Raw genomic sequence first — 12,647 nt, 5'->3', positions numbered from 1 at the left:
ATAAAAAATCCTATTATATTAATGTTGATGAATGGGAAGATTTAATTTTAGAGGAGGTTATAGAGAAAGCTATTGCTGATGCAAGTGATGAGGTTTTAAATGGTGCATATAATCAATTTCAATTAGAGGAAATGATTGATAAACCGGAGTTGGTAGCAAAAGGTTGTCAATTTTTAACTTTGACTTATGAACATTCGGCGAAAACTTTACCGAAAGTGATCGCGGAAGTTTTAATACAGTTACCAGGTGGGGAAAATTGGTTTAATCGTAAGTAGTTTAAGATACCAAACTTCTTACTTCAATAGTTTATCCAAGAAGTCGGGGATATGGGTATTTCATCATTTTGGTTTTTTACCTCTTTCCCAAGCTTTTGATACTGGTGGTGGTGATGATGGCTTTTCTATAATTTCAATAATTGTACTAATCACTTGATGAATTTTCTCATCTTTGATTTTTCCAATGTACCGAATTACGTTACTTTTATCAACCGTCGCAATAATATTAGGGCGAATATAGCAAGGACTTAAATTCAATTTACCAACTCTAAAATCTTGATCTTCTAACTTAATTTCATAATCTCGACCTGGTTTACTGGTGATAGGACAAATTATAATATTATTATTGTCCGATTCAGTTATAACTAAAGCTGGACGTTTCTTAGTGGTAGATGTATCAGAGAAAGGAAAAGGAACAGATATAACATCACCTTTAATTAAATGTTCTATAGATCCTTCCATGCTTCGTCTTCCTCTGGATCAAGCCAAACTTTATCTAATGATGATTCACTCATTTCTAAAAAATCTTTAACTAATGTTTTATCATCATCTATATCAACAGCTTGTAAATTTTTAACTACTTCTAATGGCAATCCAGTTAGTTTAACGATAAAATCTAAATCAATACCTTCTCGTAACATATTTACAGCAACTAGGGTTAAACCTTGCTGTAAACCTTTTTCCCATGCTTCCTGTAATGTTTGCACTTGAATTGATAGGTTGTTCATATTTTTTATATTTATGTAGTTATATTTTTGGAACTCAATTATATTGTATCATAAGATAATAAAAAATGTAAGGTTTAGCGATTTGGAAATATTGGGAGGAATTGATAGGTTAACCAGCCTAAAAATAAGCCTAACCAAGATGTGCCAAGTAATAATAAAAATTGATTCCATCTACTTAAACAATTCTCGAATTTTTTAGTAATTGTAACATAAATGAAAATCAAGACAATATTAATACAAAAAATAATAATACCAGCTAAACCGGCAATAGAACCCTCTCCTTTACCTTCAATTGATCCAATAGATAAATAAATAGGTCCCAACATAGCTAAAATCAAAGGTAAACTCAAAACCATTTGTAAAGCAAACTTTAAAAGCAAAGCTATGTACCAAGTTGATGAAAAATAAGGCAATGGTTTATTTAACACTAAAATCAAAGCAGAGATAAACGCCAAATTCAAACCTAAGAAACAAGCAAAAGCTGAATAATACCAAGGAGAAGATGCTAATAAAAATCCCATCATTGAATAACATATACCCATTAATTTCAATAACTTAAAACTAATATTGTTGAGTTTAGCCTTGTTATTAACACCTACAATAACAGGAACAGTTTTCTCTGTCCTAATTGTTTGATGTTCTATTTTCTGACTAATCTGATAAACCTGATTACTAAAATCAGGCAATAACTTTAACCATTCTCTCATAGATTGCGGACGATATTCTGCTTCTAAATTCATACCTTTAAGTATTGCCAGATTCAACCCATCACTAATACCAAAAACATATTTATTAGGAGAAATTAACGGTTTATTATACAATTTTCTATCCAGGGAACTTTCAGGACGTTTACCTGTAACTGCATAATATAAAGAAGCAGCTAAAGTATAAACATCTATCGTTACTTGTCTATTTCCTCCCATTTGTTCATAAGGTGCAAAGGTAATATTAGCAGGATGATGAGAAGTAAAATATCCATCGTGGGGTATTATTTCCCCTGCAATACCAAAGTCAATTAATACAGCTTTGCCATTTTTTTGTACCATAATATTACCAGGGTGTGCATCCCGATGAACTAAACCCTGTTGATGAACAAAAATTAAAGCCTCTCCAATTTGTTTGATATATCCTACCGCTTCTAATTCTGGTAATGCTCCCCGTTTCTGTACTAAATTAAATAAACTCTCACCAGGCACAAAATCCATTACTAAATAATATGTTTTACCTTCTTCAAATAACTCATTTACACGGACAATATTCGGGTGTGGTTGTTGAGAAAGTTTGGCTAATTTGCGTCCTTCTTGAATAAATCTTTTCACATAATTGGGGTATTCTGAATCATTTTTTAGGCTTTCATTAGGCGTTTTAATTACTACCCACTGCTTTAAAAGTGTATGTTGTGCTTGATATGTAATCCCGAAACCACCTTCTCCCAGGACTTTTTCTATAACGTATCTCCCACCCTGTAATTTATCACCTTTTTGCCAAACCATAGATTACAGATGCCTAAAATATAGTTATGTACATTTTGGCACAGTCGGGTATGATTTGGGTAGTGTGGTGATGTTATTTTAATTTGAAGAGGTAGAACCTCTATATAGCATTCCCAGTCGGAGACTGGGAACGAGGAAATAAAAACTTCTTCACTACTTGAGTGTTTTCACATGAGGATAGTTAAGAATTTTAGCATCAGCAGTTAACAAAAAACAATCATAAAATCTGGCAGTAGCGACAATAAGTTGATCAAACGGATCGCTATGAAAACCGTTTAACTGAGTTGAATCAACAATTATTGGTAAGGATAAATTTAATAATTTTACTCCTGGATAAGCTAAAGCAAATTCTAGCCATTTATCAATATCTAAGGGTAAAATGAGTCTATTTTTCTCTACTAATTTTGCTACTTCCCAACAAGAAAGAATACTAACTCCTAAACCATCAGATTCATAATCTTTTAACCATTGTTTCTGTTGTTGTGTCAGTCGTGAATCGTTCTGAACCCACCAAACCCAGATATGTGTATCAAGTACAATCATTATAGAACTTCCCAATCTTCTAAACCAACGGGTTCTGTAGGTTCTTCATAAGAGTATGGCTGTGTATTTTGCAATGGATAAAGATTGGTATTTGATTGTGGTTTTACTGACACTTTTTGATCTGAATGTTTAGCTTCGAGAATAATCACTTCCACAGCTTCACCTGCTTGAAATGGTAAACCCCGCAGTGTCAGAGTTCCATCTTCAGTTAAAGTTATTTCTATTTTGTGAGCGTTCATACTTTTATGTATAATAGTAATAGTTAATCAATCGTTTATCCCTGAATATAACAGGCTTTAAGTTGAGGAACTTCACCAATATCAATACCATTTTCATCTCTTTCAATCACCACATAAAATTCTTTATTTTTCATAATTTTTTCCTCATCTGTGTTCATCCGCGTTCATCTGCGTTCAACATCCTATCTTTTCTGTATCAAATACCCGCAACGATGCTCACCATGAATTAACCAATGCGTCCTTTCCACACTACAATCTGGTAAAATTGCTCCAAACATTTCCAACTCATGACCACACACACTAGGAAACGACTCAGCCACATTAGAAATAGCGCAGGTGTGTTCCATAAATAAAAACCTATCACCACCGTTAGCATCTGATTCTATAGGGTGAAACTCAGCCATAAAACCTTCAGCTTTTCGCAATTCCACCAAAGCGGCAACCCGTTCCTTTAAAGAACCATTACCCACCCTTTCCCGATATTCCAGCGCCTTTCTTTCCCACTGTTTTTGTAAAATCGTTTTTACCTGCTCACGCCCTACAGTTTCCGCTAAAGTATCTAACAGCGAAACCGCAAACTCTCCATAACCACCACCGACACTGCTAACACTCTTTTGTAAATGTTCCCTGCCCCGTTGACTTAAACTATATATATGTTGAGGCCTACCCATACCAGAATTTTCCGGTATAGAATATATCACTAATTCTTCAGCCTCCAAATCCTTTAAATGGCGACGAATCGCTTGGGGGCTAACTTCTAATATTTCCGCAAGTTCAAGAGCCGTAGCTTGTGAGTGTTTTAAAAGATACTCTAGTATATCCTGCTTAGTAGAGGACTGCTGGGTAGTGGCCATGTTAGTCCCAATAAAAATTTCCAAAAATTCAAAAAATCTCTAAAAAAATTTGACTTAAACAACATTGTTGTTGTTAATCTATCGTACAATAAATTTAGATTAAACAACAGCCGAGTTGTTTTAGTGTGTAAACCTATTCTAACAGCCCTGTTCGCGATCGCTAACAAAAAACGGGAATCAGCTTTATAGAACCCGTCGCCTATCCTTTAAAGAGAACACAAGAGAACCGATGAGCGCATCCGTCAAAACCTTAGTTAACCAACCTTACAAGTACGGTTTTGTCACCGACATCGAAACCGACACCATCCCTCGTGGACTAAATGAAGACATTATTCGCTTAATTTCCGCTAAAAAAGAAGAACCGGAATTTATGCTAGAATTTCGTCTTCGTGCTTACCGTCAATGGTTGAAGATGACCGAACCTACATGGCCTCATGTCACCTATCCACCTATTAATTATCAGGATATCATTTATTATTCCGCACCGAAACAAAAGAAAGAAAAACTCAACAGTTTGGATGAAGTTGATCCCACTTTATTGGAAACCTTCGAGAAATTAGGTATTCCTTTAAATGAACAAAAAAGATTAACTAATGTTGCTGTTGATGCAATTTTTGACAGTGTTTCTGTAGCGACTACTTATAAAGAAAAACTCGCTAAAGAAGGCATTATTTTCTGTTCTATTTCCGAAGCATTACGGGAATATCCAGAATTAGTAAAAAAATATCTGGGTAGTGTTGTACCTATTGCTGATAATTATTTTGCGGCTTTAAATTCCGCAGTATTCAGCGATGGTTCTTTTGTTTATATTCCCAAAGGTGTAAAATCACCAATGGAATTATCAACTTATTTCCGCATTAATTCCGGTGATACAGGACAGTTTGAAAGAACCTTAATTATTGCCGAAGATGATAGTTATGTTTCCTATTTAGAAGGTTGTACAGCACCGATGTACGACAGCAATCAATTACACGCTGCGGTTGTGGAATTGGTAGCTTTAAATAATGCGGAAATTAAATATTCTACCGTGCAAAACTGGTACGCTGGGGATGAAAATGGTAAAGGTGGAATTTACAACTTTGTAACTAAGCGCGGTTTGTGTCAAGGTGTCAATTCTAAGATTTCTTGGACTCAAGTAGAAACCGGTTCTGCTATTACTTGGAAATATCCTAGCTGTGTGTTAGTTGGTGATAATTCTGTGGGTGAGTTCTACTCTGTTGCATTAACAAATCATAAGCAACAAGCTGATACTGGCACTAAGATGATTCATATTGGTAAAAACACTCGCAGTACAATTATTTCTAAAGGTATTTCTGCTGGAAAATCAAGTAATAGTTACCGGGGTTTGGTGAAGATTAATCCTACTGCGAAGGGTGCTAGAAATTATTCTCAATGTGATTCGATGTTAATTGGGGATAATGCACAGGCTAATACTTTTCCTTATATTCAAGTTCAGAATAATACTGGAAAGGTTGAGCATGAAGCATCTACTTCTAAGATTGGTGAAGATCAATTATTCTTTTTTGCTCAACGTGGTATTTCCGCAGAAGATGCTATTTCTATGATGATTAGCGGTTTCTGTAAGGATGTTTTTAATCAGCTTCCTATGGAGTTTGCTGTTGAGGCTGATAAGTTATTGAGTTTGAAGTTAGAAGGTAGTGTTGGTTAATCTGTTTTCTTTGAGGTTTTTTTTGAAACGAACCGCAAAGTACGCAAAGTTCACAAAGAAAGAAGAGAGAAGAGAGAGAGAACATGATTATTGAAAATAGTGATTTGATTTTGTCTGTTAAGGATTTGAAGGCTGATGTTGATGGAACTCAAATTTTAAAGGGGTTAAATTTGGAGGTTCGCGCTGGTGAAGTTCACGCGATTATGGGTCCAAATGGTTCTGGTAAGAGTACGTTTTCTAAAGTGTTAGCGGGACATCCTGCTTATTCTGTGACTGGTGGTGAGGTGATTTTCCAAGGTGAAAATTTACTGGAAATGGAGGCGGAGGAAAGAGCTAGAAGTGGTGTGTTTTTGGCTTTTCAATATCCTTTGGAAATTCCCGGTGTGAGCAATTTGGATTTTTTACGGGTTGCTTATAATTCTCGGAGAAAAGCTCAAGGTTTGGAAGAAGTTGACGCTTTCGATTTTGATGATTTGGTTGAGGAAAAGTTGGAAGTTGTGAAGATGAATCCTTCTTTTCTCAATCGTAGTGTGAATGAGGGTTTTTCTGGTGGTGAGAAAAAGCGGAATGAAATTCTGCAAATGGCTATTTTAGAACCTAAGTTAGCAATTTTGGATGAAACTGATTCTGGTTTAGATATTGATGCTCTGAAAATTGTTGCTAATGGCGTGAATCAGTTAACTAATGCTGAAAATGCCACAATTATGATTACTCACTATCAGCGTCTTCTTGATTATATTGTCCCTGATTTTGTTCATGTAATGGCTCAAGGACGCATTATTAGAAGTGGTGGTAAAGAGTTAGCTTTAGAGTTAGAATCTCGTGGTTATGATTGGGTGTTGGAAGAAGCTTTAGGTGTAGGTGTGTAATCATGACTATTGAAGTTTCTCCTAGTTTTATTTCTGATTCTTTGTTAGACAGAGATGCTTTTTTAACTGGTTTATTAAATCAGGTTTCTGCATCTGAAAAAAGCGGTTGGGTACAACAAATTAAGAATGATGCTGTGAAGTGGGTACGTCATTCTGTTATTCCCAACACCCGCGATGAAGAATGGCGTTTTACTGATTTATCTCCACTCAAAGAGGTAAGTTTTAATGTAGGGACAATTCATGAATTGTCCCTACCAGATGATTTTGCTTTACCTGAAGTTGCTCACCGTTTGGTTTTTGTGAATGGTGTTTTTGCAGCGAATTTATCTGATACTGAAAATTTACCTGCTGGTTTAAAGGTTGGTAATTTAGATGTTTTAGATGATGATGTTGCTCAGGAATATTTAGCACAGCCCTTCTACTTCGCTCAGGACAAGTCTGAGGGAACAAGGGATGTTTTTACTGCTCTGAATACTGCTGGTTTAAATGATGTCGCAGTGGTTTTGATTGGTAAAAATGTAGTTGTAGAAAATCCCATTCATCTGTTATTTATTTCTGTTGCTGGTGAGTCAGCTATTATTTCTCAACCCCGTTGTTTGGTAATAGCTGAAAGTAATTCTCAGGTGAGTTTGATTGAAGAGTATGTTACAGGTATTGGAGAATATTTAACAGGCAAGATGCCTGTTCCACAAGAGGAGCAAGTTTACTTTAATAATAGTGTGACGGAAATCTGGGTAAATGAAAATGCTCAGGTTAATCACAATAGAATTGTGTTAGAAAGTAATGCTGCTTTTCACATTGGCAAAACTGCGGTAATACAAGCGCGGTATAGTCGTTATACTTGTAATACTGTAACAATTGGTGGTAAAATTTCCCGTCATAATTTGGAGATTTTACAAACAGGAGAACAAACAGAAACAACACTCAATGGTTTAACAGTTATTGGTGATAAACAATTAGCTGATACTCACAGTGCTATATCCTTAAATCATCCGCATGGTGTTAGTAAACAACTACACAAGTGCATTATAGGCGATCGCGCTCATGGAGTATTTAACGGTAAAATTTTCGTTCCCAAACCCGCACAATTAACCGACGCTGCACAATTAAACCGCAACTTATTGTTATCATCAAAAGCCAGAGTTGACACCAAACCCCAACTAGAAATAACCGCAGATAACGTTAAATGCGCTCACGGTGCAACCGTCAGTCAATTGGAAGACGATGAAATCTTCTACTTGCAAAGTCGCGGAATAGATGAAACCGACGCACGCAAACTATTAGTTAACGCCTTCGCAGCAGAAATTATTAACTTAATTCCTGTTTCATCATTGAGAGAAAAACTGTTAAAAACAGTCGTCGCTCTCACAAGTAAGTAAAGCATTGTAAGTTCGTAGTGAGCGATTCATCGCTCAAACATAAAGATTTTAAGGACTAAAGTCCTTACTACGAACTTTATATTTTCTGTTGAATTGTCGAATTTCTAAAATTTAGAAATTATTCTGTACTCCTGAAATACTTATTAAAAATGACATTCACTTCTACCAAAACCCTCGCTGATAAAGTTCGCCAAGACTTCCCAATATTACATCAAGAAGTCCACGGTAAACCCCTCGTTTACCTCGATAACGCTGCAACTTCCCAAAAACCATTATCAGTATTAAACGCATGGCGTGATTATTACGAACAATATAACGCCAATGTGCATCGCGGCGCACATTATTTAAGTGCCAAAGCTACCGACGCTTACGAAGCAGCAAGAGACAAAGTAGCTAATTTTATTAACGCCAAATCTCGCCAAGAAATTGTTTTTACACGCAACGCTAGTGAAGCTATTAACCTAGTTGCTTACAGTTGGGGAATGAACAACTTACAACCGGGAGACGAAATAATTCTCTCAGTTATGGAACACCATAGTAATATAGTTCCTTGGCAATTTGTCGCTCAAAAAACAGGTGCAGTTTTAAAATTTGTCGAACTCACTCCAGAAGAAACCTTTGATTTTGAACAGTTTAAAAAACTGATTTCCGAAAAAACAAAACTCGTTTCTATAGTTCATATTTCTAATACCTTGGGTTGTATTAACCCAGTTAAAGAAATAGCTGAAATTGCTCACCAATACGGTGCGAAATTCTTAATGGATGCTTGCCAAAGTGTCCCCCATACTCCTATTAATGTCCAAGAAATTGACTGTGATTGGTTGGTAGCTTCTGGACATAAAATGTTAGCTCCCACTGGTATTGGTTTCTTATATGGGAAATTAGAATTATTAGAAGCAATGCCGCCATTTTTTGGTGGTGGAGAAATGATTGCAGAGGTGTATTTAGACCATTCCACCTATGCAGAATTACCCCACAAATTTGAAGCCGGTACACCTGCTATTGGGGAGGCGATCGCCCTGGGTGCAGCTATAGATTATTTAACTAACATTGGTATGGATAAAATTCATGCTTATGAAGCGGAATTAACAGCCTATTTATTCGATCAATTAGCCCAAATACCTCAAATCAGAATCTACGGACCAAAACCCGATGCTCACGGTGAAGGTAGAGCCGCTTTAGCAGCTTTTACAGCTTCCGAAGTTCACGCCAATGATTTAGCAACTTTGTTAGATCAAGAAGGTGTTGCTATTCGTTCTGGACATCATTGTACCCAACCTTTACACCGTCATTTAGGTTTAGCGGGAACTGCACGAGTCAGTTTATCTTTTTACAATACCCGTGAAGAAATTGATGTTTTTATCAAAGCTTTGAAGGAAACTTTAGATTTCTTTGCTAGTGTGTTTGGTGAATAGATAAATAATATTTTGGGTGGGCAATGCCCACCTTTTTTATTTCTCACGCAGAGGCGCAGAGGAGCAGAGATAATATTAATTGCTTCTGGAGAAGATAGTTATGTCATACAGTGAATTTACTCTAGACAAAGTTAGAAAATCCTTTGCTTTAACTATTATAGATAAAGTTAATATTTTTGCTTCTATTCCAGAAATTGAATGTCCAGCTTTATTAGCAGAGTTATTACAAGAAAATGTCCCTTTAGCACTTGCAAGTAATACGGAAAAATCACGCTCGGAAATGATTATTGCACCGATTTTAATTAGTGTGAGAAAGTATTTAAAAAATCAAATTAGTCTATTTTCTGGTATTGATTTTACTGTAGATAGTGAAAAGGGATTAAATGGTAATTGTGATTTTATTATTAGTCGTTCCCCAGAATTATTAATTGTTAATGCTCCTGTGGTGACAATTGTAGAAGCAAAAAAAGAAAATATTAATGCAGGTTTAGGACAATGTGTAGCAGAAATGATCGCTGCTAGAATATTTAATGAACGTGAAGGTAATAACATTCAAACAATTTATGGAACTGTTACTACTGGAACTAACTGGAAATTTTTAAAACTTATTAATCAAGTGGTAGAAATTGACTTGAGCGAATATTATATTAATAATATCGGTAAAATTTTAGGTATTTTATCTAGTATCGTGATGGAATAGGTATTGTATATGCTTCTCCAATCAACACCCGCAGAACAAAGAACAGTTTTATATGACGTTAGTTGGGATACCTTTGAATCCTTGCTCAAAGATACAGGAGAAAATAGAGGTTCTCGCTTTGCTTATGACTGCGGTACTTTAGAAATTATGACTCCACTATTTGAACACGAAAACCCAAAAATTCAATTTGATAGATTGATATTTGCTTTAGCTGAAGTATTAGATACAGAATTAATAAGTGCTGGATCTACTACATTAAAACGTAAAATAAATAAAAAAGGCATTGAACCAGATACTTGTTATTATATCCAAAATGAACCAGCTATCAGAGGTAAAGAAACTTTAAATTTAGAAACAGATCCTCCTCCAGATTTAGCAATTGAAATTGATATTACTAGCAGTTCTGTAAATAAGTTTAATATTTACGCTGCGTTAGGTGTGGCTGAACTTTGGAGATATGACGGTGATGTTTTGAGGTTTTATCAATTGTTAGAAGGCGAGTATATTGAAATTAATTTTAGTGTTGCTTTTCCTGTGATTTCTGTTAGTGATATGACTAGATTCATTCAGCAGAGTAAAAATATGGGTGAAATTGCTTTGTTAAAATCTTTCCGTGCTTGGGTGAGAGGGAAGATCGGTTAGTTCTTAATCCAAAAAACCGAGCAAAAGATTGATTTTATCTGTATCAATAATACTCTACCTCTTATAGTAACCAAAAGGCATAATAGAAATTCTGCCATCTGACACATGAATTACCTTCAAAAACCACTTATTGTCAATTAATAAATGGGACAGAACCCTTAACTAAATCAATAACGTAAGTGAGGTAAATTTCAATGTTTAATTTACTGGAAGAACTATCCACAAATGCACAAGAGTTGTTAGTTGGAGGACAAGGACAAGAACAACAAATGCCACAAATACCACAAATACCACAAATACCAGGACAACAAGGACAAGGACAAAGTAGTTCTCCTAGACCCCCTCAGACATCAGGAGGAGCAACTGGGTTTATAGTTCCTGACAACAACCCAGAGAGCTACTTCACCTGGAGACTAGACAAAGCACCACAAATGTCCGGTCAGTAAATCTACTCCATACTAAACTAAGGTAAACGACATTTTTGATCACAAATCCCCCGCAAGATGCGGGGGTAATTATGTGTCAATTCCCTTCACCCCTGCTGTCATAAAAATTAGATATTTTTAGATATTTTTTGATTTAGAAGTCCCTTATCCCCTCCAACCTGCCAGATTATCTTATAATTGCCAATGGGCGATCGCTCTCTACAGGTAAGTTCAAGGGGGATAGATGTCACGTAAACGGTTGCTGTTAACTGCGCTAACATTGTTAGCGATTATGTTGTCCGGCTTGTCTTTATTTGCTAGTTGGCAAAAACCTCAGTTTCAAAGTCGTTTGGAACTGTACCAAACGAATATTGTCTTGCAAGCCCAAGCATGGCAACCAGAAGATAGCAACGACGAGAGTTTTCAAGCTCTTCGGGCAGCAATAGTAGGTGATAAACCCCTAGAAAGTGCAGCCAAGCAATATCTAGAGGCGCGTGAGTCTGTAAAAACAAACTTGGATAAAACCAAAAACCAACTGGACAAGCTTCGCGCTCAAGATATTACCGCTGTCACACCTGCCAAACCCCTACCAAATGAACCCCTGGAAACCAAAACCTCTCCCCAACAACAACAAAAAGAGCTAGAGAAGTCTATCAGCAAACTGCAAAAATTGCGGGATGAATTAGACTTACGCTTAGGAATATTACAAGCACAGCAAGGGGAAACAGATAAAGCCCAAAAAACTTGGAGTCAAGTACAAGAACCCTCTGAAACCGAATTTACCGCCACCGCTAACGTCCTCAGTGGACTATGGAGTAACCCGCCGCGTCTACTCCCAAATGCTCAACCACTGATACAAAAAAATTTAGAAGGTTGGTTTCGCTCCACGGCTTTAACTCAGCTTTACCAACTGCAACAACGTCAAGCTGCTTTAGCAGATGTTCAGGCTGCACAACAAGCAGCCGCTACCGATGCAGTATTAAAATTAGCCTTAATCGCCACTATTCCCAGCTTAACAGCTTTTATTGGTCTAATCTTACTAATAGCTTTAATTATTCAGCTTTTACTCAAGGGCAGAGAGTCTATCTTAGCGACAAATGCCCAAAAGCCTTGGTCAACTCCTTGGAATGTGGAAACAATTTTACAGGTTTTTGTCCTGGGATTTTTCTTGATGGGACAATTATTTATACCTGAATTGTTAACCCTCCTCCCTATCTCCCGTTCCTCGGATAATGTGCGAGTTCAGGCTTTTTCTGTCTTGGTGAGTTATGTAATGGTTGCCTTGGGTGCGTTCTCAGTGCTGTATTTTTCTATTAAACGTTATTTTCCCTTACCAGAAGATTGGTTTCGCTTCCGGTTTTTCAGTAATTGGTTTTTCTGGGGACTGGGTGGCTACTGCACAGCTTTACCCATAGT

General features: G+C 36.4%; 14 protein-coding genes and 2 pseudogenes. 9 read left to right on the top strand and 7 right to left on the bottom strand.

Annotated elements, in window-relative coordinates:
- Nucleotides 1-275 (top strand): annotated as a pseudogene (locus tag FFR48_RS19195) (hypothetical protein); the annotation flags it as partial.
- Between the two features lie 63 nt (nt 276-338).
- Here FFR48_RS19195 and FFR48_RS19190 read toward each other — a convergent pair.
- From FFR48_RS19190 to sufR, 7 genes and pseudogenes are all read right to left on the bottom strand, one after another.
- Nucleotides 339-737, bottom strand: a complete 399-nt coding sequence (locus FFR48_RS19190) for a type II toxin-antitoxin system PemK/MazF family toxin (protein WP_137668482.1) — start codon at nt 735-737, stop codon at nt 339-341.
- Complete coding sequence (locus tag FFR48_RS19185; RefSeq protein WP_137668481.1) at nt 722-1,003, bottom strand: hypothetical protein; 282 nt, start codon at nt 1,001-1,003, stop codon at nt 722-724. The genes FFR48_RS19190 and FFR48_RS19185 overlap by 16 nt, the downstream gene beginning before the upstream one ends.
- A gap of 74 nt (nt 1,004-1,077) precedes the next feature.
- A complete protein-coding gene (locus FFR48_RS19180) occupies nt 1,078-2,496 on the bottom strand; it encodes a serine/threonine protein kinase (RefSeq protein WP_137668480.1) in 1,419 nt (472 codons plus the stop codon).
- A gap of 153 nt (nt 2,497-2,649) precedes the next feature.
- Nucleotides 2,650-3,039: a type II toxin-antitoxin system VapC family toxin gene (locus FFR48_RS19175; RefSeq protein ID WP_137668479.1), complete on the bottom strand. Its 390-nt coding sequence runs from the start codon at nt 3,037-3,039 to the stop codon at nt 2,650-2,652.
- Nucleotides 3,039-3,278: a hypothetical protein gene (locus FFR48_RS19170; RefSeq protein ID WP_137668478.1), complete on the bottom strand. Its 240-nt coding sequence runs from the start codon at nt 3,276-3,278 to the stop codon at nt 3,039-3,041. Before FFR48_RS19170 ends, FFR48_RS19175 begins: the two co-directional genes overlap by 1 nt.
- A 38-nt stretch (nt 3,279-3,316) precedes the next feature.
- A pseudogene (locus FFR48_RS30185) lies at nt 3,317-3,412 on the bottom strand (type II toxin-antitoxin system HicB family antitoxin); the annotation flags it as partial.
- Nucleotides 3,413-3,460: 48 nt separating this feature from the next.
- Nucleotides 3,461-4,132, bottom strand: coding sequence for an iron-sulfur cluster biosynthesis transcriptional regulator SufR (sufR, locus tag FFR48_RS19160; protein ID WP_137668477.1), 672 nt, complete (start codon nt 4,130-4,132; stop codon nt 3,461-3,463).
- Between the two features lie 229 nt (nt 4,133-4,361).
- On the opposite strand from sufR, the gene sufB reads away from it, so the two are divergent.
- From sufB to FFR48_RS19120, 8 genes are all read left to right on the top strand, one after another.
- Complete coding sequence (gene sufB / locus FFR48_RS19155; protein WP_137668476.1) at nt 4,362-5,801, top strand: Fe-S cluster assembly protein SufB; 1,440 nt, start codon at nt 4,362-4,364, stop codon at nt 5,799-5,801.
- 83 nt (nt 5,802-5,884) lie between these two features.
- Nucleotides 5,885-6,670: a Fe-S cluster assembly ATPase SufC gene (gene sufC / locus FFR48_RS19150; RefSeq protein ID WP_137668475.1), complete on the top strand. Its 786-nt coding sequence runs from the start codon at nt 5,885-5,887 to the stop codon at nt 6,668-6,670.
- Between the two features lie 2 nt (nt 6,671-6,672).
- Nucleotides 6,673-8,049 carry a Fe-S cluster assembly protein SufD gene (gene sufD, locus FFR48_RS19145; protein ID WP_137668474.1) on the top strand — a complete coding sequence of 459 codons (1,377 nt, stop codon included), beginning with the start codon at nt 6,673-6,675 and terminating at the stop codon, nt 8,047-8,049.
- Between the two features lie 149 nt (nt 8,050-8,198).
- On the top strand, nt 8,199-9,464 hold the full coding sequence (locus tag FFR48_RS19140) for a cysteine desulfurase (protein ID WP_096566655.1): 1,266 nt from the start codon (nt 8,199-8,201) through the stop codon (nt 9,462-9,464).
- Between the two features lie 100 nt (nt 9,465-9,564).
- Nucleotides 9,565-10,164: a hypothetical protein gene (locus FFR48_RS19135; RefSeq protein WP_137668473.1), complete on the top strand. Its 600-nt coding sequence runs from the start codon at nt 9,565-9,567 to the stop codon at nt 10,162-10,164.
- Nucleotides 10,165-10,173: 9 nt separating this feature from the next.
- Nucleotides 10,174-10,806, top strand: a complete 633-nt coding sequence (locus FFR48_RS19130; protein WP_137668472.1) for a Uma2 family endonuclease — start codon at nt 10,174-10,176, stop codon at nt 10,804-10,806.
- A 194-nt stretch (nt 10,807-11,000) separates the two neighbouring features.
- Nucleotides 11,001-11,252: a hypothetical protein gene (locus tag FFR48_RS19125; protein WP_096566663.1), complete on the top strand. Its 252-nt coding sequence runs from the start codon at nt 11,001-11,003 to the stop codon at nt 11,250-11,252.
- Between the two features lie 223 nt (nt 11,253-11,475).
- On the top strand, nt 11,476-12,647 hold a 1,172-nt coding region (locus FFR48_RS19120; protein ID WP_137668471.1), incomplete at its 3' end, for a CPBP family intramembrane metalloprotease domain-containing protein.

Source organism: Sphaerospermopsis reniformis (assembly GCF_005402885.1).
GTDB classification, from domain to species: Bacteria; Cyanobacteriota; Cyanobacteriia; order Cyanobacteriales; family Nostocaceae; genus Sphaerospermopsis; species Sphaerospermopsis kisseleviana.
The sequence above is the reverse complement of the archived record's forward strand: the minus strand, read 5'-3'. Positions and strand labels throughout refer to the sequence as shown.